General features: G+C 61.4%; 18 protein-coding genes. 7 read left to right on the forward strand and 11 right to left on the reverse strand.

Annotated elements, in window-relative coordinates; all coding sequences use genetic code 11:
- Both ABI546_RS02770 and ABI546_RS02775 read right to left on the reverse strand, forming a co-directional pair.
- A partial coding sequence (locus tag ABI546_RS02770; protein WP_348043880.1) for a 3-hydroxyacyl-CoA dehydrogenase NAD-binding domain-containing protein occupies window positions 1–1,390 on the reverse strand: 1,390 nt, incomplete at its 3' end.
- Window positions 1,391–1,508: 118 nt separating this feature from the next.
- The gene (locus tag ABI546_RS02775; RefSeq protein ID WP_348043882.1) at window positions 1,509–2,714 is read right to left on the reverse strand and encodes an acetyl-CoA C-acetyltransferase; all 1,206 of its coding nucleotides are present in this window, start codon (window positions 2,712–2,714) and stop codon (window positions 1,509–1,511) included.
- 423 nt (window positions 2,715–3,137) lie between these two features.
- Here ABI546_RS02775 and ABI546_RS02780 point away from each other — a divergent pair, with 423 nt between their 5' ends.
- On the forward strand, window positions 3,138–3,365 hold the full coding sequence (locus ABI546_RS02780; protein ID WP_348043884.1) for a hypothetical protein: 228 nt from the start codon (window positions 3,138–3,140) through the stop codon (window positions 3,363–3,365).
- 29 nt (window positions 3,366–3,394) lie between these two features.
- On the opposite strand, the gene ABI546_RS02785 is transcribed toward ABI546_RS02780, so the two are convergent.
- The 5 genes from ABI546_RS02785 to xylF form a co-directional block, all read right to left on the reverse strand.
- On the reverse strand, window positions 3,395–3,565 hold the full coding sequence (locus ABI546_RS02785) for a hypothetical protein (protein ID WP_164483778.1): 171 nt from the start codon (window positions 3,563–3,565) through the stop codon (window positions 3,395–3,397).
- 91 nt (window positions 3,566–3,656) lie between these two features.
- Complete coding sequence (locus tag ABI546_RS02790) at window positions 3,657–4,853, reverse strand: ROK family protein (RefSeq protein WP_348043886.1); 1,197 nt, start codon at window positions 4,851–4,853, stop codon at window positions 3,657–3,659.
- A gap of 15 nt (window positions 4,854–4,868) precedes the next feature.
- The gene (locus ABI546_RS02795; RefSeq protein WP_348043959.1) at window positions 4,869–5,648 is read right to left on the reverse strand and encodes an ATP-binding cassette domain-containing protein; all 780 of its coding nucleotides are present in this window, start codon (window positions 5,646–5,648) and stop codon (window positions 4,869–4,871) included.
- Between the two features lie 10 nt (window positions 5,649–5,658).
- Window positions 5,659–6,846, reverse strand: coding sequence for an ABC transporter permease (locus tag ABI546_RS02800; RefSeq protein ID WP_348043888.1), 1,188 nt, complete (start codon window positions 6,844–6,846; stop codon window positions 5,659–5,661).
- Between the two features lie 196 nt (window positions 6,847–7,042).
- Window positions 7,043–8,059 carry a D-xylose ABC transporter substrate-binding protein gene (gene xylF / locus ABI546_RS02805; RefSeq protein WP_348043890.1) on the reverse strand — a complete coding sequence of 339 codons (1,017 nt, stop codon included), beginning with the start codon at window positions 8,057–8,059 and terminating at the stop codon, window positions 7,043–7,045.
- 504 nt (window positions 8,060–8,563) lie between these two features.
- On the opposite strand from xylF, the gene ABI546_RS02810 reads away from it, so the two are divergent.
- The 3 genes from ABI546_RS02810 (at window position 8,564) to ABI546_RS02820 (ending at window position 11,739) form a co-directional block, all read left to right on the forward strand.
- Window positions 8,564–9,556, forward strand: coding sequence for a tripartite tricarboxylate transporter substrate binding protein (locus tag ABI546_RS02810; RefSeq protein ID WP_348043892.1), 993 nt, complete (start codon window positions 8,564–8,566; stop codon window positions 9,554–9,556).
- Window positions 9,557–9,649: 93 nt separating this feature from the next.
- Window positions 9,650–10,123, forward strand: a complete 474-nt coding sequence (locus ABI546_RS02815) for a tripartite tricarboxylate transporter TctB family protein (protein WP_348043894.1) — start codon at window positions 9,650–9,652, stop codon at window positions 10,121–10,123.
- A gap of 122 nt (window positions 10,124–10,245) precedes the next feature.
- Window positions 10,246–11,739, forward strand: a complete 1,494-nt coding sequence (locus ABI546_RS02820; RefSeq protein ID WP_348043896.1) for a tripartite tricarboxylate transporter permease — start codon at window positions 10,246–10,248, stop codon at window positions 11,737–11,739.
- Between the two features lie 18 nt (window positions 11,740–11,757).
- Here the strand turns inward: ABI546_RS02820 and ABI546_RS02825 are convergent, their stop codons facing one another.
- The gene (locus tag ABI546_RS02825; protein ID WP_348043898.1) at window positions 11,758–12,807 is read right to left on the reverse strand and encodes an Ldh family oxidoreductase; all 1,050 of its coding nucleotides are present in this window, start codon (window positions 12,805–12,807) and stop codon (window positions 11,758–11,760) included.
- 260 nt (window positions 12,808–13,067) lie between these two features.
- Entirely contained in the window at window positions 13,068–15,020 is a 1,953-nt protein-coding gene (locus ABI546_RS02830; RefSeq protein ID WP_348043900.1) for an alkaline phosphatase PhoX, read from the reverse strand.
- Between the two features lie 267 nt (window positions 15,021–15,287).
- Here ABI546_RS02830 and ABI546_RS02835 point away from each other — a divergent pair, with 267 nt between their 5' ends.
- The 3 genes from ABI546_RS02835 to ABI546_RS02845 all read left to right on the forward strand — a co-directional run bounded on the left by ABI546_RS02835 (window position 15,288) and on the right by ABI546_RS02845 (window position 18,130).
- On the forward strand, window positions 15,288–15,956 hold the full coding sequence (locus ABI546_RS02835) for a DsbA family oxidoreductase (RefSeq protein WP_348043902.1): 669 nt from the start codon (window positions 15,288–15,290) through the stop codon (window positions 15,954–15,956).
- A gap of 219 nt (window positions 15,957–16,175) precedes the next feature.
- Window positions 16,176–16,904: a glutathione S-transferase gene (locus ABI546_RS02840; protein WP_348043904.1), complete on the forward strand. Its 729-nt coding sequence runs from the start codon at window positions 16,176–16,178 to the stop codon at window positions 16,902–16,904.
- A 245-nt stretch (window positions 16,905–17,149) separates the two neighbouring features.
- Entirely contained in the window at window positions 17,150–18,130 is a 981-nt protein-coding gene (locus tag ABI546_RS02845) for a PA2169 family four-helix-bundle protein (protein ID WP_348043906.1), read from the forward strand.
- A 91-nt stretch (window positions 18,131–18,221) separates the two neighbouring features.
- On the opposite strand, the gene ABI546_RS02850 is transcribed toward ABI546_RS02845, so the two are convergent.
- Window positions 18,222–18,560 carry a hypothetical protein gene (locus ABI546_RS02850; RefSeq protein ID WP_348043908.1) on the reverse strand — a complete coding sequence of 113 codons (339 nt, stop codon included), beginning with the start codon at window positions 18,558–18,560 and terminating at the stop codon, window positions 18,222–18,224.
- 646 nt (window positions 18,561–19,206) lie between these two features.
- Window positions 19,207–19,506: a hypothetical protein gene (locus ABI546_RS02855; protein ID WP_348043910.1), complete on the reverse strand. Its 300-nt coding sequence runs from the start codon at window positions 19,504–19,506 to the stop codon at window positions 19,207–19,209.
- Window positions 19,507–19,512 lie beyond the last annotated feature (6 nt).

The following is a 19,512-nucleotide window of genomic DNA, read 5'->3' on the forward strand; positions in this document are numbered from 1 at the left end:
TTTCGACCAGCTTCATCTTGTCGACCGGGCTGAAGAAGTGGATGCCGATGAACTTTTCGGGCCTGTCGCTGGCCGCCGCCAGGCTGGAGATGGGCAAGGTCGAGGTGTTGGAAGCAAAAAACCCGTCGGGCGCCAGCAGCGGCTCGGCCTCTTGCGTGACTTTGGCCTTGAGGTCGCGTCGCTCGAACACGGCTTCAATGATGAGATCGCAGCCGGCCAGTTCCGCTACCTGGTCGGTGGCGGTGATGCGTGAGAGGAGTGCGTTTTGCTCGGCGGCCGTCATGCGGCCTTTTTCCACGCGCGGCGCGGTGATCTTGAGGCTGTGGGCTTTGCCGGCGTCGGCTTTGGGTTGGCTAACGTCTTTCAGCACCGTCGCAATGCCCCGGCTGGCCTGCGCATACGCAATGCCTGCGCCCATCATGCCGGCCCCCAGAATGCCAACCTTGGCAGGCCAAAACCGCGGCACGCCGGCCGGTCGTGACCGTCCGCTCTTGATGGCATTCATGTTGAAGAAAAAGGTGTTGATCATGGCCTTGGCATTCGGGCCGGTCATGAGCTTGGCGAGGTAGCGGCTTTCGATGCGAAGAGCAGTTTCCAGGTCCACCAGCGCGCCTTCGACCATGCACGCCAGGATGGCTTCGGGCGCGGGGTAGAGGCCGCGGGTCTGCTTCTTGAGCATGGCGGGTGCTGCGCTGAGGGCTGCCGCAATCGCCGGATTCGCCGGTGTGCCACCGGGAATTTTGTAGCCATTGGCTTCCCAAGGGTGTTGCGCGACGGGATTGGTGGCGATCCAGGCAAGCGCCTTGTTGCGCAGTTCGGCTGCGTTGCCCACCAGCTCGTGCACCAGGCCCAACTCAAGTGCCTCCCGCGGATGAAATATTTTGCCCTCGACCAGGTAGGGCTGCGCGCCCATCAGGCCGAGGTGGCGCGTCATCTTCGTCACGCCACTGGCGCCCGGCAGCAGGCCCAGCGTGACCTCGGGCAGGCCGAACTGGATTTTCCGTTCATCCACCGCCACGCGGTAGTGGCCGACCAGCGCGACTTCCCAGCCACCGCCCAAGGCCGTCCCGTTAAGACAGCTCACCACGGGAATCCCCAGTGTTTCGAGGGCGCGAAAGTTTTTCTTCACCCGCTCGATCTCGGCGTAGGCCGCGGGCGCGTCGGTCGGCGTGAGGCGCATCACGGCCTTGAGGTCGGCGCCCGCAAAAAAGGTGTTTTTTGCGGAAGCGAGAATCAGCCCCTGGAGACTGTCCCGGTCCTGGAGCACCTGGGCGGTGACTTCACTGAGATCGTCGTGCCATTGCCGGCACATGGTATTGACGGGAGAGCCGGGCTCGTCGAAGGTGATGGTGGCAACGCCGTCGTCGACTTGGTATTTGATGGTGTTCATAGGAACGGTTGGGAAAGGAGGGTTTTCGTAAGAAACACCGCGGAGCCGGCTCTGCCGGGCCGCTGGTGTTGCCCCCTTAAGGGGGAGGCGGCTGCGCAGCAGACGCTTCGGGGGGGAGTCATACCCTTTCCACAATGGTTGCAATGCCCATACCGCCGCCCACGCAGAGCGTGGCCAGGCCGTAGCGCAGTTTGCGCCTGTGCAGCTCATCGACCAGCGTGCCCAAAATCATCGCGCCAGTGGCGCCCAGCGGATGGCCCATGGCGATGGCGCCACCGTTAACGTTGACCTTGTCGTGCGGCACTTTCATTTCCTTCATGAAGCGCATCACCACTGCAGCAAAAGCTTCGTTGACTTCAAACAGGTCGATCTGGTCCACGGTCATGCCGGCCTTGGCGAGCGCTTTGCGCGTGGCGGGCATGGGGCCGGTCAGCATGATGGTGGGGTCAGCGCCACTGAGTGCAGCGGCGACGATGCGGGCGCGGGGCTTGAGGCCATGGGTCTTGCCGGCGGCTTCCGATCCCACCAGCACAGCGGCCGCGCCGTCCACAATGCCCGACGAATTGCCGGCGTGGTGCACGTGGTGGATGCGCTCAACCTGCGGGTAGCGCTGCAACGCCACGGCGTCAAAGCCCATGGCGCCGAGCTGCTCGAAGGCGGGTTTGAGCGAAGCCAGACCTTCGAGTGTCGTGTGCGGCTTGATGAATTCGTCCTCGGCCAGAATGGTTTGGCCCAGAAAATCCTTGACCGGCATGACGCCATTGGCGAAGTAGCCGGCGGCGCGGGCTCTGGCGGCACGCTGCTGGCTTTCCAGGGCGAAGGCATCAACCTCGCCACGGCTGAAGCCCTCAATGGTCGCGATCAGGTCGGCGCCAATGCCTTGCGGCACAAACAGGGTGGCACTGTTGGTTTCCGGGTCCTGCGCCCAGGCGCCTCCGTCGGCGCCTATTGGTACGCGGCTCATGCTTTCCACGCCGCCCGCCACCACCAGGTCTTCCCAGCCCGAGCGCACCTTCTGTGCCGCCATGTTCACGGCTTCCAGGCCCGAGGCGCAAAAACGGTTGACCTGCACGCCTGACGCGCGGAAATCCCAGCCGGCCTTGAGCGCAGCTACCTTGGCAATCACCGCGCCCTGTTCGCCCACGGGCGAAACCACGCCCATCACCACGTCATCCACAGCGGCGGTGTCGAAGCCGTTGCGCTGCTGCAAGTCCGCCAGTACCCCGGCCAGCAGGTTGACGGGTTTGACCTCGTGCAGGCTGCCGTCCTTTTTGCCCTTGCCGCGCGGCGTGCGGATGGCATCGTAAATAAATGCTTCGATCATGGGCTGTTCCTCTGGAGGGGCGGGGAATGAGGCCAAAGTGGGGCGCAGATTGCGCTGTTGAAGTATATTCATTTCACAAAGCATTCGCTTTGCATAAATAGTTTCAATTTCTCAGGTAACCCGCATGATCGAACGCAGCCTCTTTGGCCCTGAGCACGAAGCTTTTCGCGACGCCTTCCGCTTCATGGAAAAAGAAATCGCGCCCTTCCACGAGTGCGCACGCCAGCGGCCAGCACCTTGAGCTGGCTGGTGGTGCAGGTGATGCAACTCAACGGTTTGTTGATGGCGGCCGGCGATGCATTGGCGGCCCGCCGGCTGGGCAGACTTCGGCGCGTTGGCAGGTGCTGGCTGCGGTGGAAGAAGCGCCACTGTCGGTGGCGCAGATCGCGCGTGTTATGAATTTGATACGGCAAAGCGTGCAGCGTGTTGCGCGTGGCGGATCTACTGGTGGAGGACGGGCTGACCCTCTATGAAGACAACCGCGCTCATGCGCGCGCCAAGTTGTTGCGGCTCGCGCCTGCAGGTCGCAAGGCGCTACGCGTCATTCAAATGGGGCAAAAAGTTTGGGCGAATGCACTGGCGGCGCAAATGGACGAAAACCAACTGCGCGCAGCGAGCGCCGTGTTGGCGCAGCAACCGCCCGGCGAATAGCGGGGAAAGCGGGAAACTACTGGCGCCTTCTAGGACGGATCTTTGCTGCGTGTGCGGCTGACTGCACTGAAGATGCCTATGCCCAAGAAAATCAACGCGCCGATACCGATATAGAGGTGCGGCACGCCAGCGACCACCGCTGCCCATATCACACCCCCCAAAAAAATCACAAAACCAATCATGTAAAGCGCGAAAGACATGGTTCTTCTCCAGATAGTTATAGCGTCGACTATGGGTGCCGAAGCGAAAGCAACCTATCGGGGAGAAGCGCTGATGTGTGTCAGAGCAGGCCTACCGCCCGTGCGCGGGCACGCCAGGGGCGTGCAGTGCCGGGGCAAAGGCTTGGTCGCGCGCGGGCAGGCCATTGCTCACGAGGCGGCCGCGCGGATGCATGGGCCGTAAATATTGGTGCAACACCAGGGCGGCAGCCCCCACCGCCGAAGCCAGCAGGCCGTAACGCGCGACGCGCACCATGGGAGCGGCTACGCCCGCGTCGGTGGCATATTTTTGCAGCGTCTCCTGGGCAACCTGCACCATGTCCGGAAACCGGTGGCAGGACGCGCCGCCCACCACGAGCACGCTGGGATCGAAGGTAGTCCACAGGTTTTGCAGCAGCACGCCCAGGTAATGCCCCGACCGCTCGGCATTCGCCAGCTGGCCCAAAGCGCCTGAACCGATGAAGGCCTCCGCGCATCCGCGCCGTCCGCAGGAACACGCGGGGCCGTCGAGTTCCAGAATGCTGTGACCGATCTCGCCGGCCATGCCTCGCATGCCGGTGAATAACCGATCATTCAGTACGATTCCCGCGCCCACGCCAACATCGCAGGTCACAAAAATCAGCGAGTCCTTGCCGTCGTTCTCCGAAAACTCGTATTCACTGAGCGCGGCGGTATCGGCTTCGTTTTGCACATGCACCGGTACCGGGGGCAAGCCGGCATGAATCAGTGCTTGCGTGATCTGCGGCAAAAAGTCCACGTTGCGCCAGCCGAGGTTGGGTGCAAAGCGGACTACACCGGTAGTCTCATCAAATGCGCCGGGCAGGCCGATGCCCACACCCGAGAGTTGCGCGCCGCTCAACACCAGCTGCGCCTGGGCCAGACCTGTCAGGTCGGCGATCTGGTTGCAGACGTCTTGTGGCCGGGTGCCGCGCAACGGCTCTTGCGTTGACCACAGCACCTTCCCCAGCAGCGACACGCTCACCACGCGCAAGGTGTCGACTGCCACTTCCACACCAATCAAGCCCCGCGACCGGCAGTCGATTTGCAGGGGAGTGGAAGGCCGCCCCACGCCGTTGGTGGCGGCCATGCTGATTTCACTGAGCCAGCCCTCGTCAATGAGTTCGCGCACCAGCAGGCTGACCGTTGACTTGGTCAAGCCGCTATGGTTGGCCAACTGCGCACGCGAGCGACCAGGCTGGTTGCGCAGCAGACGCATCAACACGCTGCGATTGATGCGCTTGACGAGTTGCTGGTCGCCTGTGGTTTTCATGGCCGATGGCATGCTTCAGGCGATACGGTGCGGCGCCTGTGCGCGTCCTTCCGGCTGCTTGCCGGCAATGATCATGCCGAGGATCTGGTCTTCGTCCACGTCGGCCGTGCGGTAAGTGCCTACCATGCGGCCGTTTTTCATGACTGAGAGGCGGTCGCTCAGCGAAAAAACATCGTGCATGTCGTGCGTGATCAGGAAAATGCCCACGCCTTCGGCCTTCAGCTGGAGCACCAGATTGGCCACCATGGCGGACTCCTCCGGGCCCAGGGCGGCGCACGGTTCGTCCATGATCAGGATGCGGGCATTGAAATAGATGGCGCGTGAGATGGCCACTACCTGGCGCTGTCCGCCGGACAGCCGCCGCACCGGCGTGTGGATGTTGGTGAAGTTCTTGTTCAGGCGGCCAAACACCTTGCGTGCCTGTGCCTCCATGAAGTAATCGTCCAGCGTGTTCCAGGCCGTCATTTTTTCACGGCCCAGGAACAGGTTGGCCACCGCGTCCAGGTTGTCGGCGAGAGCCAGCGTCTGGTAGATGGTCTCGATACCCTGCTGCTGCGCTTCGGCCGGGGTCCGGAGATTGACTTTCTGCCCCATCACATGGATCTCGCCCGAATCGATGGGGAAAGCGCCGGCCAGCATTTTCATCAGGGTTGATTTACCCGCACCGTTATGACCCAGCACGGCAACAACTTCGCCGGGGTAGAGATTGAGGTTCACGCCGTCCACGGCATGAACGCCGCCAAAAGCCTTGCGGATGTCCTTGAATTCGACCAGGGGTTCGGTGGTGGTTTGCATGGTTTGCATGTCAGCTTTCCTGCGCCAACTTGCGATAGAGCACGTCAAATACCACCGCAACAATCAGCACCTGTCCGATGATGATCATGCGTTTTCCGATGGAGACATCCAGCAGCAGCATGCCGCTGTCCAGTGACTGCATGATGAGTGCGCCCAGAACCGAGCCGATGATGGTGCCGCTGCCTCCGGCCAGCGCGGTGCCGCCGATCACGGCGGCGGCAATCACGAAGAGCTCCATGCCGGTGCCCAGCGAGTTGGTGCCCGCGTTCAGGCGGGCCACCGACACAATGGCCGCGATGGTGATGAGCACGGCGAGCAAGGCAAACAGCATGAGCGTGACCCGCTTGACCGGTATGCCGACCAGCACCGCAGCGTCAGGGTTGCCGCCCATGGCGTAGACATAGCGGCCAAAACGGGTCCGCTGGGAGATGAAGGACATCACCACCGCCACGGCTGCCCAGATCAGCACCGGAATCGGGATGCCCTGGGGTGCCTCCTTGTTGGTCACCTGATAGCTGTTCATGGCCGCGGCAAACGCGCTCAGCAGGACCACAGGGGCCGCCACCAGCAATACATCCACCCATACCGGCTGGTTGGGCATCTCATGGTGCGTGGAGGCGCGGCGGCGCAACAACATGCGAACCACCAGGACCAGGCTCACACAAGCGGTCAAGACCCAGGTGGCGGTCACCCCGATACCACCGTCGTAGCCACCACCGAGTTGCAGGAAGGTCTCGTTGCTGACGGGTTGGGTCTTGCCGTCAGCCACCAGAAATGCCGCACCGCGGAAAGACATCAAGCCCCCCAGCGTGACAACAAAAGACGGTACACCGAGCATGGCCGTTAGCCACCCCTGGTACACCGACACCACGACCGCCGCGGCCAGCCCGGCGAGTGACGCCGCTGGCCAGGACCATCCCAGGGTGTATTGAAGATAGGCGATAAGCACGCCGACAAAGCCGATCACCGAGCCGACCGACAGGTCAATGTGCCGGGCCACAATGATCAGCACCATGACGGTGGACACGATGCCCACCACGGCAGTTTGCTGGGCGATGTTGTAGAGGTTTTCAGGCGACAGGAAAATGCCGCCCGACAGAACCTGGAATACGCCTGCCAGGACGGCGAGCACGCCCCCCATGAACACCAGCCGCCAGTCGACGGCAGCGTTGCGCAGGAAACGAACGGGAAATTGCATGGTTTTGAGGATGCAGTGCTACCCCAGGCAACCTACAGGGTGGTACCGCAACCCGGAAGTAGCGAAACAAGATAAAAGTGATGGCAACGCCGCCGTGGGGACGACGACGCGCTTCATGTTCCGCTATTTTCGGGGTGCAGTATCCGTTGCCTTGCCTGCTTGCGCAGAGTGGGGAGCGGGTGGTGGAAGACCTGTATTACTTGCAGGCCGCAACGCTGCCGGTGACACCCTTGCAGAGCTCGTCCTTCTTGATCCAGCCGGCCTTTACGACCACGTCGAGGTTGTCGCGGGTGATGGGCACAGGCTTGAGAAACTGGGCTTGCAGGGCAATCTTTTTCTCGCCTCCGTTCCAGGAGGTCGCGCCGTCGACTTTTTTACCCGCACCCAGATTGACGGCTGCACTGGCCGCCTGTTTGCCGAGGTCGCGCGCATCCTTCCATACCGACACGGTCTGGGTGCCCATGGCCACGCGGTTCAGGGCGGCAAAGTCACCGTCCTGGCCCGACACCGGCACGCCCTTGAGGCCCTTGGAGCTCAATGCGGCTACCACGCCACCGGCGGTGCCGTCATTGGAGGCGACCACCGCATCGACTTTGCCGCCGTTCTTGGTCAGGATCTGTTCCATGTTTTTCTGCGCAACTTCGGGCTTCCAGCCCTCGGTGTATTCCTCGCCCACGATCTTGATGTCGCCTTTCTTGACGGCGGCATCAATGATTTCCTGCTGACCTTCGCGCAGGAAATTGGCATTCGGGTCGGTGGGGGAGCCCTTGATCATCACGTAGTTGCCCTTGGGCTTGGCCTTAAACACGGCACGAGCCTGCATGCGGCCGACTTCCTTGTTGTCGAAGGTGATGTAGAACACGCCAGGCGCCTCGATCAGCCGGTCATAGGCGATGACAGGTACTTTCAGTTTGGCGGCCTTGTTCACGGCGGGGAGGATGGCGTCCTTGTCCATGGCCAGCACGATCAGGACTTTGGCGCCCTTGGCCATCAGCCCGTCAATATCCGCCAGTTGTTTTTCGGGAGAGCCCGCGGCGTCTGCGCTGATGTACTTGGCGCCCAGTTTTTCCAGCTGCGTCTTGATGGCGGCCTCGTCGGTCTTCCAGCGTTCTTCCTGGAAGTTGGACCAACTGACGCCAACGGTCACCTGCGCAAATGCGCCGGCGGCGGCCAGGCTGAGTGCCATTGCAGTGAGGGAAGCTTTTAATTTCATGGAATGTCTCCGATGTTTCTGCCGGTCAGGCATGTGGTTTTATGACTCAGTTAAATCCGCTGATCGTCCCGCTGCTAACGCAGCACTTCTGAATTAGTTTGAACGACGTACTAATTATGAGGAGTCGAAAAATTCCCCGCGTAGGGAGAAACCCCCAGGGATTGGAGCCTCGACCGGGATTTCGGATAGTTTCTGTAACGTCAGACTCTCGTCGCCAGGCCGCAGGGCGAACGCAACTGCTACGCGTACTCATGAATGGCGATCTGCTATACATGTGATAGCAATAGATTCAAGCTGTGATTGGGTGTGGCGAGCCTTCTCTATTTATCTCGAAAGTCTTATCGTCATACGATACTATCGTTCGCCCTAGTGCCCAGGGCCATCCAATTGTTTTAGAGTGACCCCCGGAACTGCTTCCGGCCGCCTTGTTTGCAAGCAGTTCGACGCAAAAAATGCGCTTGACTGGCATTCCGCCACCCTATTAATAGCCCCAAGGACACATTCATGCACGCTTCTTCACGCCGTTCATTTGTTACGCGCGCCGCGACGACCCTGACGGGTCTGGCACTGGTGGCCGCTGCCCTTCCAGCGGCGGCACAGGGTTATCCGGCCCGGCCCGTCACGTTGATCGTGCCCTGGGGCGCCGGCGGCGGCACCGACGCTACCGCCCGCATCGTGGGCAGCCTGCTCGAAAAGGAAATCGGGCAACCCGTTACCGTGGTCAACCGCACCGGCGGCAATGGCGTCGTGGGTCACGCCGCCATCGCTTCGGCTCCTGCGGATGGCTACACCATTGGTATGGCCACCGTCGAGATCAGCATGATGCATTGGCAGGGGCTTACCGAGCTTTCCGGCGCGTCGTACACCCCGCTGGGGCTGGTCAATGCTGATCCTGCCGGGGTGCAGGTTCGCGCGGACGCTCCGTATAAAACCATCAACGACCTGCTGGCCGCCGTCAAGGCCAACCCTGGCAAGTTCAAGGCTTCGGGCACAGGGCAGGGCGGCATCTGGCACCTCGCCATTGCAGGCATGCTGCGCGACCAGAAGATCGATCCCGCTGCAGTGCCGTGGGTACCGAGCAATGGCGCCGCCCCAGGCCTGCAGGACATGATTGCCGGGGGTGTCGAGATCGCGCCGGTGTCGCTGCCTGAAGCACGTTCGCTGATCGATGCCGGCAAGGTCAAAAGCCTGGTAATCATGAACGACAAGCCTTCGGCGCTTTATCCGAACGTACCGACGCTCAAGTCCGCCACTGGTAGCGACTGGACCATGGCTGCGTGGCGCGGCATCGTCGCGCCCAAGGGCATTCCTGCCGAGGCGCGCGACAAGATCAGCGCAGCATTGAAAAAAATTGTCGCCAGCAAGGAATACAACGACTTCATGGCGAGCCGTGGCTTTGGAGTGATCTACGCCGGGCCCGATGACTTCGCCAAGTTCATGGCCAAGTCGGACGCCGAGCTCGGCGCGACGATGAAGGCCGTGGGCATTGCCAAATAACTGAAGCCTTCTGGCCGAAGTGACGCATCTCAAAAGTGGCAGGACCGCGGAGGCGAGCCTTTGCCGGTTCCTGCCTGACTCGAAAGCTCTCGCATGAAAATCAATGACGCCATTTTCGGATTGGTCCTGGCCATCCTCGGGGCGCTGATTCTGTTCACCGTTCAGTCCTATCCAAAAATCCCCGGACAACAAGTCGGTCCGGCCTTGTTTCCGGGGCTGATTGCCGCCGGCATTTTCATCTGCGGGCTTGTCCTGATCGTGCGGGGATGGCGTGATCGCAAGGCAGGGCCTTGGGTGGCGCCCGGAGAGTGGGTGCGGTCTGCGCGCCATGTGACGGGGTTCGTGCTGCTTGTCGGGTCGGTGGTGTTTTACATCGTCGCTGCTGAAAAGCTGGGCTTTCTGCCGACAGCAATGCTCATCCTTACGGCGATGTTTTATGTGCTGCGTGTCCCGTTGGGAAAATCGCTGCTGACCGCGGTGATCGTCAGCCTGGTGATCCACTTCATGTTTTACAAACTGCTTCGTGTGCCGCTTCCTTGGGGCATTCTTGTGAACCACAGTTGGTAGCGCGTTTGACACACACGTGCAATGCAACGCGTACACACATGCCTACGCTGAGGGTCGCGGCTTACACCGGGCGCGCAGTACGCAATAACTCCTTACATCACCGCTTCAGGAACTGATCATCCATGTGGACCGCAATAAGCCAGGCTTTTTCGATGGTGTTCGAACCTTACACCTTGATGGTGATGGTGATCGCTGCTTTCTATGGGCTTTTTGTCGGCGCTGTTCCGGGCCTGACGGCCACCATGGCCACCGCACTGCTGGTGCCCGTGACATTTTTCATGGCACCGGTGCCTGCGGTAGCCGCCATTGTCACGGCAACCGCCATGGCGATTTTCTCGGGTGACATTCCCGGGTGCCTGTTGCGCATACCGGGTACTCCGGCGTCGGCGGCGTATACCGATGAAGCTTTCGCAATGACACGCAAGGGGCAGGCGGAAGTCGCGTTGGGTGCGGGCCTGGTTTTCTCCGCGGTGGGCGGCTTGTTCGGTACCGTGGTGTTGATCGTCGCCGCGCCGGCGCTCGCCGACTTCGCCATCCGCTTCAGCTCGTTCGAATATTTCTGGCTGGTCCTGCTGGGCCTGACCTGCGCGGTGTTCATCACCTCCGACCGCCCGTTCAAGGGCATCATCGCGCTGTTTCTCGGCTTGATGGTGGCGTGCGTGGGACTGAACAACCCGGGTGGGTATCCGCGCTTTACCTTCGGCAATGCCGAGATGATGGGCGGCATCGGCATGATCTCCATGATGATCGGCATGTTTGCCATTTCAGAAATCATCCGCTACGTGGTGGACACCAGCCCGCCGGCCGAGCTTGTGGTTGACCAGGTGGGCAATGTGCTCAAGGGGCAATGGGAGCTAGCCAAAAAGTACCCGATGCAAATTTTGCGCGGCAGCGTACTTGGGACGGCGGTAGGCGCATTGCCCGGCGCCGGCGCCGACATTGCGGCGTGGATGTCTTACGCCATGAGCAAGAAGTTCTCCAAGGAGCCGGAAAAATTCGGCACCGGTCATGTGGAGGGCATCGTGGAGTCGGGGTCGGCCAACAACAGCGCGCTGGCCGGGGCGTGGATCCCGGCCCTGGTGTTTGGTATACCGGGCGACTCCATCACCGCGATTGTCATCGGCGTGCTCTACATGAAAAACATGAACCCCGGGCCAACGCTCTTCACCACCAATCCGCAGAACATCTATGCGATCTTCCTGATCTTCATTCTTGCCAACATCATCATGATTCCGCTGGGCATCCTGTGCATCAAGGCATCGAAGAAAATCCTCAAGGTGCCGCGCAACATCCTGATGCCTGTCATCCTGCTGTTCTGCATTGTGGGCACATTTGCCATCAACAATTCTGCGTTTGAGATTGGCGTCATGCTGGTGGCGGGCCTGATCGCCTACCTGCTGGAAGAAAATCGTTTTCCGATCTCGCCCGCCATTCTGGGTGTGGTGCTGGGCGGCATGCTTGAGGAAAATTTCATCACGTCCATGATCAAGTCTGACGGCAACATGATGGCCTTCGTCAGCCGCCCCATCGCAGCGGTCCTGGCGGCCGTTACCGTGTTTGTCTGGACCTTGCCCTTTGTGCTGGGCCAGCTGCGTCGCCGCCGTCAGTTGTCCTGAGTCCCGTGGGGTCCGCGTTTAGTTTGTGGCGCTGGGTTCCGTAATCCCGAGCTTGATCGCCCAAGGGGACAGCGAGGGCAAGATGGATGAGTACAGCTCCACGCCCGAGCTGGTTTGCCCAGCCGCCAGCGCAATGCCTTTTTCGCCCGGTGTGCGCACCGCCGTGCCTTCTTGCGCCGGGCGCGAGGCACGGCAAGCCGCCGCAACGTGGCCGGTCTGCCGCTCGAAGGCGTCCAGGCCCGCAAATGCGCGCGGGTCCATGATCTGCAAAAACACCGTGGCGCCCCAGCCCTCTTTCGGGTCGGCGCGGCCGTGGCCGGCGAGGCCTCCGGTCAAGGCTTCGACAAGCAGGGTGAGGCCATAGCCCTTGTGACCTGTGTCCATACCGCCCAGCGGCAGGATGGTGCCTTTGGGCTCGTCAAACAAAACAGCAGGGTCGTCACTGGCGGCGCCGTGTCCGTTCATCACCCAGGCGGCGGGCAGGCGCTTGCCTTCTTTGTGCAGCCGGTTGGTCAGGCCGTTGGTGGTGGCAGACGTTGAAACATCCACCACGATCGGCACGCCGCCGGTGGGAATGCCCGCCGAGATTGGGTTGGGTGTAAACACCGGATCGAGCCCGCCAAACGGGGCAACACTGGCGGTATTGGGGTCTGAGCAGGTGAGCAGCATCATCAGGCCCCGCTCAGTTGCGCGTTGCAGGTAAGCGGCCAGGCACGCAATGTGGTGGCTGCGGCGAATCACCACCGTACAGGTGCCCTGGACGGCGGCACGTTCAGAAGCCAGCGTCATCGCTTCAAGCACCAGCCACGGCCCGGGCAGGCGGCGGCCGTCCCAGGTGATGGCGGCGGGGTGGTCGGCCAGCACTGTGGGTGTACCGAGTTTTTCCATGGAGCCGGACTCCAGCTCACCCAGATAACCGGGCAGCAATGCCAGGCCATGGGTGTTGTGGCCCATCAGGTCGCCCTGGACCAGGATATCCGCCACCGCGGCGGCCTTGGCCGGCTCCAGCCCGGAGGCCGCCAACAGGTTTTCGGCAAAAGTGATGAGGTCCTGACGTTGGTATCGCATGATGGGTGTCTCGTTTGCTCTGTTTTTGATAGCTGCCTGCGCTTGTCTTTATTGGGCTAGAGGCCAATTTGACTGAAAATTCGGACTGTACGGTGCAGGGATTCGTTCCTCATTCTAGAGACGCAGAGCTTACGCTGCAGCGATGCCCCGCTTATTCCGGGCAGCGCGGCTTGCCACAATGAAAAAAGCGGAAAGCGGGCTCGTCGCCTGCTTTCCGCCTGAAGCACCGGCTGCAGCCGATGAACCTGCTACGCCGTGAATCAGCCCAGCTTGAGGCTGGTGGGGTCTGCCGTGAGGTAGCCCACGGCTGCGCCGAAACGGTCTTTGTAGTTGGCGCGAATCAGCGGGTCGAGCGTTGCCTGCACTTTGCCGTGCAGTGAGTTCCAGTCGCCGGCGTGCTGGAAGTTGCTCATGATGTAGGTCCAGCCGTTGAGGTCGTCCACCACGTGCAGGCCGGTGGCTTCGCCGCCCGCGGGCATGGACATCAGGCGCGACAGCTGCTTCGTGTCGACGTTGTAGGCCCAGACGAAGTTGTTGATGTGCGAGCCGCTGTCTTCACCGATGAAGAGTGTGCGCATTTTTTCCGAGAACTTCAGGTTGTCCGGGTTGGCCACGAGGTTGGGGTTGGCCTTGTTGCCCAGCGCGTCGGCGGCAATGTCCTCGCCGACGAGCAGCGCCTTGGTGTGCACGGGCATCCAGTCGCTGTTGATCGGAGAGCTCGACAGGTCCTTCTGGCCGCCGTCCAGCTTGTGCGCCATCACGCCGCCGGCAATCAGCGCTTTGTCCAGCGCGATGCCGCTGGCTGCGTTCCAGCCCTTGCCGGTCTTGACCATGGAGTCCTGGATGTTTTGCAGTGCCGAGTAGGCGACCTTGTCCTTGATGTTGACGGTGGTGCCTTCCATTTTCGAAAACCCCATGCTGCCGCCCGCAAGGTAGGCGTAGCGGTGGGTTTCCAGAAAGGCGGCCGCCTTTTCCATGCCGGGCTTGACCTTGATCCAGTTGGCGTTGCCGTTGTAAAACACCTTGGTGAAGCTGGCGTCGGACGGGTCGGTTTTGAGCACCGTCATGATGTCGGCCGGCTTCAGGGTGTTGGCCATCTGCTCGATTTCTGCGCTGGTGGCGTGCCCCAGCTTGATCCACGAGATCTTCGCGCCCTCGGCTGCGGGGTCAATCGAGAAGCCCGTGCCCAGCTTGCCCACATACAGCGTGCCGGAGGACAGGTCTTTCTCGCGGTCGGCCACGAAAACGAACAAGCCGCTATTGGTGGCGTCGTCGCCCATCAGCACGGTACGGTTGTCAGGCATGACCTGCACCAATTCGTGCGAAATGCGACCCATGTTGTAGTGCTTCTTGACCGTGCCGGTGCCGTCGGGATGCACGGTGACCTCAGGCAAGTGGCCGTAGTGATAAGGGTTGGCGCGGGTCTCGTCGCCATAGACGTTTTTGCTGAATTTCTTGAACTGCGCGTTTTCGGCCGCGAAAGGCGCATCGGGCTCGTACTCTTCGCTCGAAAGATGCGTGTTCCAGGGCGACAGGCTGGCGCCGCAGGTGATCCACAAGCCGTGCGCTTTGGACATGTCCACGTTGTGGTATTTCACGAGGCTGAGCTTGCCGGTGGCGGGGTCCTGGTCCAGCGTCAATACGGCGATGGGCGAGGGCAGGGTGCCGTAGGCGTCGGTGCCTGCCTGGTCGCGCGTGGTGTATTCAAACTGCACTACGGCGAACACCGCCTTGCCTTTGACGCCGGGCACGGTGGCGTTGGGCAAGCCCAGCAGCGAGGTGCCGTCGGGCGAATCCGAGAAAATCTGGCGTTCCTTGCCGGGCACCGAGCGATCAATGATGGGCCGGTTGTTGATGTCCACGTAGCCACCGCTAAGAACGGTGCCGCCCTTGCCATCCGGCACCATGTCGCCGGTGACAAAGAAGGGGTGGTAGGCCAACTTGTAGTTCTGCGTGGTGTTGTCCCTGAGCTGGACCTGGAGGCTGGAGCCCACGGTGGTGGTGGCCATGGCAGCCGCATTGGCCAGCGAGGGGGCGGCCATCGACGAGAAACTGGAAGACAGGTAATTGCTCGCGACGGGGCCGCGGCCGGTGGCGCAGCCCGATAGCAGGGTGCTGGAGGCCAGTGCCCCCAATGGCAGCATGGGCGCAGTCGCCAGGAACTTCAGGGCGGCGCGTCGTGTGGGGTGGGAGGGGGAGGCCAGGTCGGACATTGTTATGTTTCCAGTGGTTCAGTGGGGAAGGAGCGAAGCGGCGGTGTGCCCGTGCTGGCGCAGGGCAGGTCACTGCGCTGCCGGAATCTTAGGAAGCTTGTGTGACAGTTTCTTGAAAACGCGGCCCTCGGAAGGCGAGACCCTCTCTGTTTGCGTCTGGGCAATTAACCCCATCCCGGGTACTTGAATAGTCCCGCGCGCGCCGCAAGCTGCATCAATGCGGGTCAAAATCGACCTGCGCACAACCCCACCCATAAGGCCGTTCCCATGACCACCACGCTCAAAATCGATTTCGTGTCCGACGTTTCCTGCCCGTGGTGTGTCATTGGCCTGAAGTCACTGGACCAGGCGCTGGAACGTGTGCGCGACGAGATCAGCGCCGAGCTGCGCTTCCAGCCCTTTGAGCTCAACCCCAAGATGGCGCCCGAAGGCCAGGAGATCACCGAGCACATCACCGAAAAATACGGCATCACGCCGGCGCAGGCCCAAGCCAACCGCGAGAACATCCGCACGCGCGGCGCGCAGCTGGGCTTCAAGTTCAGCATGGCCGACGAACCCGGTGGTGGACGCAGCCGCATCTACAACACCTTTGACGCCCACCGGCTGCTGCATTGGGCCGAGCTGGAAAGCCCCGCCAAACAGAAAGCCTTGAAGGAAACCTTGTTCAAGACCTACTTCACCGACGGCGAAAGTCCGGCGGCGCATGACGTGCTGGTGAAGGCGGCCCGCACGGCAGGCCTTGACGAGGCACGCGCCCTTGAGGTCTTGTCATCGGACGAATATGCCGATGAGGTGCGCGAGCGCGAGCAGTTCTACCTCACGCAGGGTATTCATTCAGTGCCCGCCGTCATCATCAATGACCGTCATCTCATTTCGGGCGGGCAGCCCCCCGAGGTGTTTGAGCAGGCCTTGCGCCAGATTGCCGCGGCTGGCTGAAGCGCTGCAAATGCCGGGCCGAAAACCCCGGTGCTGGATGAAGAGAAAAGGAGAAAAGTAGAAAAGGGGCGCTTGGGCGTCCCTTTCCTTTTTCGCGCGCAGTTCCTGCCTTGGCTTGATGTAGGACAAACCAAGCACGGTTGCGTTGCCGCTGCTGTCACCGTTGGCATCTACAAAGCGCTCAAATCAATGCAGTGAAACCAACTTCAAGGAACTTGCATGCCCTATGAACTTCATTACTGGCCCACGATTCAGGGCCGTGGCGAATTTGTCCGCCTGGCGCTGGAGGCCGCCGGCGCTGAGTATGTGGATGTGGCACGCGGTGCTGAAGAGGAGGGGCAGGGTATCCCCGCCATGATGCGATTCATGGAAGACGCAGATGTTCTTCATCCGCCTTTTGCGCCGCCGTTTTTGGTGGATGGAAAAATCATCGTGGGCCAGTCGGCGGCGATCCTGCTTTACCTGGGCCCGCGCCTGGGGCTTGTGGGCAAGACTGAGCCCCAGCGCTTGTGGACGCACCAGTTGCAGCTGACCATTGCGGATGTGGTCGCGGAAGCGCATGACACGCACCACCCCGTAGGAACTGGTCTTTACTACGAAGACCAGAAGAAGGAAGCGCAGCGCCGCGCAAAAGAATTCCGGACGGCTCGTGTGAAGAAATTCCTGGGGTGGTTTGAAACCGTTCTGGAACGCAACCCGCGGGGCAGTGAACACCTGGTGGGAGCGCGCCTGAGCTACGCTGACTTGTCCCTTTTCCAACTCGTGGATGGGTTGCTGTATGCGTTTCCCAAGGCAAGCCGCCGCGCCCTCAAAAAAGTACCGAGGGTGGCGGCCCTGCACGAGAGCGTGGCGCAGCAACGGCGCGTCGCGGCATACCTTGCGAGCGAGCGGCGTATTCCTTTCAATGAAGACGGCATCTTCCGGCGCTATCCGGAGCTCGATGCCTAGGCTGTTGAGTGCTCCTTTTTTGATAGCTGCTCGCGCTCTTTCCGTATGGGCTGGAAGCCCGAAACGTTAAATAAAATGGCCCGAAATAGTCATGCAGACCAGCGCGGCTTTCTCCTACATAGGTGGCTGTGCTTGCCTGACCATCGGGCGCAGAGGGCCGTTGCACCATCGTTTCACGTGTCCGGCAAGTGCGCTGTTCTCAGTCAACTTCCGGGCCATTTTTCAACTACACCCAAGGAGCAACCATGGCAAAGGAACACGATCAGAATCTTGACCCCATCAGCAAAGAACCCGGTGCCCATCCCATAGGGACCGGCCTTGGCGCAGCGGCCGGTGGCGTTGCGGCGGGCGCGGCGGCTGGCGCAGTGGCCGGCCCCGTAGGCGCCGTGGTGGGTGGCGTTGTCGGCGCCGTGGCAGGCGGCCTGGGCGGCAAGGAAGCCGCCGAAGCGTTGGACCCAACGGCTGAAGAGGCCTATTGGCGCGACAACTACACGCGAGAAACCTATTACGAAAGCGGCCGTACTTTCGACGACTACGCACCTGCTTACCGCCTCGGGCTAAGCGCCCGCCAGCAATATGCGGGCTCGTTCGACGAAACCGAAAGAGATTTGCAATCCGAGTGGGACACCCGCAAAGGAAGCTCGGCACTAGACTGGCCGCAGGCACGCTACGCCAGCCGCGCAGCATGGGACAGGGCCGACACCTACCGCCAGCGCGGTGGTGGCTACGCGGCGGGCACCGGCACGGCGGCCAGAACCGTGGTGGGCGCCTCAGTGGACGACGATGAAGACGTCATCGAGGTACTCAATGACCTGCTGGAGTCTTGCCGCGACGGTGAATACGGTTTTCGCGAATGCGCCGAGCATGCCAAGGCCCAGGACCTGAAAACCCTGATGCAACGCCACGCCGAAGAATGCCGGGCCGGTGGCCTGGAGCTGCAAACCCTGATTCGCCAGCTGGGCGGCAAACCCGACGATGGCGGTTCCGTGAGCGGAGCATTGCACCGCGGCTGGGTTTCCGTACGGGCCACGCTGAGCGGCTACAGCGACCAGGCGGTGCTCAATGAATGTGAGCGCGGCGAAGATGCAGCGGTCGCGCGGTATCGCAAGGCGCTCAAATCCAATCTTCCGTCGAGCATCCGGAGTGTGGTGGAACGCCAGGCGCAAGGCGCCCAGCGCAACCATGACCAGATCAAGGCTCTGCGAGACACCTTGAAGGCGCGTTAAACGCGGCGATCCCTTCCAAGGCAGCACTTTATTGCCGGCACTCGAGGCTCGGCAAACCAGGGGGCAGCGCAGGCTGCCCCTTTTTTTCGCGTTAATTTTTCAACCGGCTCGAGCAATCCACCTGCGCGTCGAGCTGTGCGCCGTTGCGCGAGTAGTCCGCATCGGTAACCTTGCAGCCTGATTGACGTTCGATGGCTTGCAGCAGGAGCGCACGGTTTGAAGGCGTTGCGATGGCGGTGTTCCTGGATGCCGGGGCAATCGCCGTCCAGGTGCTTGCGGTCAATTGGCTAATGACGTAGGTTTGTCCTTCAACGTCAATGCGCTGCGCTGTTGGATCGGCCTTGCCGATACCGGCGCAACCCGCCATCAGGCTCACCGCTGTCAGCGCCCATGGGATCCACATCGTATGAACCGGCTTGCGGCCGTTCATGCGGCCCGCCGCCCGTGAAGCTGGGCTACGGCTAAAAGAGTTGTCGCTTGCGAACTCGCTGGCGCAAGAGTGGTGACCTCCGCTTTGGGTTCCGGCGCTTTCGGTGGGGCTTTGGGAACCTTGGTGTCAGGGCATCCCGACAAAAATAGCAGGGTGGCGAGCGTAAGAGGTAGATAGAGTTTCATGGTGTCTCCAGGCGCGTTCTGTGGCGCAACCTGAATGATAGGACGCAGCCGCATACGGAACCAGTCCCTGGGCCGCAAGTCGCGGCGCACGCCTACAGGCGGCGCGGATGCGAGCCAGACACGCCCATGCGCTGCAATGCTTCAGTGAGGCTGCGCGCGGGACGTTGAGTCCCGCCTGGCGCAGCGCACTGCTGCTGGGACGGCGGACGGGAGGGTGAACCTGAGGATGCCATCGGGGTAGCGGGACTGAACGCCGCCGACGCGTGGGGTCTGTTGCCAGGTGATGCGTGAGGCAATGGCTTGGCTTCCCGTTCTGCCGCCAGGCGCCGGCCTTCTGTTTGAAGATAGAGCGTCAAATCCATTTCATCGAGCTGCTTCATGATGCGCATCCGGGTAGTGGCAAACGGGCAAAAAAACGGAGGCGTGTGCCTCCGTTGTTTCTATGAGTCATTGCAGCCAAATCAGCTGTCGCTACGGCCTTGTTGCTTGTTGCCGCTGCTGCCGGCATTTGAGCTGTCGTCACGACTACCTTGGTTGCCCTGATTGGCGCCCTGGCTACTGCCTTGGTTGCGCGACTGCTGGGCACTGCCATGCTGATTTTGCTGGTCAGGCTGTCGCTGGCCACCCTGATTGAGTTGCGTATCGCTGGCCTGGTTGCTGTTCTGGCTGTCTTGCTGGCCGGGCTGTTTCTGGTTGCGCTGGCCTTGCTGTTGTTGGTTATTCTCTGATGCGTTCTTTGGATCGTTTTGCTTGGATGCCATAAGGGT

This window comes from Polaromonas sp., assembly GCF_039932935.1.
Taxonomy (GTDB): Bacteria; Pseudomonadota; Gammaproteobacteria; order Burkholderiales; family Burkholderiaceae_C; genus Polaromonas.

Coding starts and splice junctions, on each gene's coding strand:
- ABI546_RS02785 (WP_164483778.1), bottom strand. CDS start 3,565: ATGTCTTTCGCGCTTTACATGATTGGTTTTGTGATTTTTTTGGGGGGT.
- ABI546_RS02810 (WP_348043892.1), top strand. CDS start 8,564: ATGCACGCTTCTTCACGCCGTTCATTTGTTACGCGCGCCGCGACGACC.
- ABI546_RS02840 (WP_348043904.1), top strand. CDS start 16,176: ATGCCCTATGAACTTCATTACTGGCCCACGATTCAGGGCCGTGGCGAA.
- ABI546_RS02845 (WP_348043906.1), top strand. CDS start 17,150: ATGGCAAAGGAACACGATCAGAATCTTGACCCCATCAGCAAAGAACCC.
- ABI546_RS02820 (WP_348043896.1), top strand. CDS start 10,246: ATGTGGACCGCAATAAGCCAGGCTTTTTCGATGGTGTTCGAACCTTAC.
- ABI546_RS02850 (WP_348043908.1), bottom strand. CDS start 18,560: ATGAACGGCCGCAAGCCGGTTCATACGATGTGGATCCCATGGGCGCTG.
- ABI546_RS02830 (WP_348043900.1), bottom strand. CDS start 15,020: ATGTCCGACCTGGCCTCCCCCTCCCACCCCACACGACGCGCCGCCCTG.
- ABI546_RS02835 (WP_348043902.1), top strand. CDS start 15,288: ATGACCACCACGCTCAAAATCGATTTCGTGTCCGACGTTTCCTGCCCG.
- xylF (WP_348043890.1), bottom strand. CDS start 8,059: ATGAAATTAAAAGCTTCCCTCACTGCAATGGCACTCAGCCTGGCCGCC.
- ABI546_RS02790 (WP_348043886.1), bottom strand. CDS start 4,853: ATGAAAACCACAGGCGACCAGCAACTCGTCAAGCGCATCAATCGCAGC.
- ABI546_RS02815 (WP_348043894.1), top strand. CDS start 9,650: ATGAAAATCAATGACGCCATTTTCGGATTGGTCCTGGCCATCCTCGGG.
- ABI546_RS02800 (WP_348043888.1), bottom strand. CDS start 6,846: ATGCAATTTCCCGTTCGTTTCCTGCGCAACGCTGCCGTCGACTGGCGG.
- ABI546_RS02855 (WP_348043910.1), bottom strand. CDS start 19,506: ATGGCATCCAAGCAAAACGATCCAAAGAACGCATCAGAGAATAACCAA.
- ABI546_RS02775 (WP_348043882.1), bottom strand. CDS start 2,714: ATGATCGAAGCATTTATTTACGATGCCATCCGCACGCCGCGCGGCAAG.
- ABI546_RS02825 (WP_348043898.1), bottom strand. CDS start 12,807: ATGCGATACCAACGTCAGGACCTCATCACTTTTGCCGAAAACCTGTTG.
- ABI546_RS02795 (WP_348043959.1), bottom strand. CDS start 5,648: ATGCAAACCACCACCGAACCCCTGGTCGAATTCAAGGACATCCGCAAG.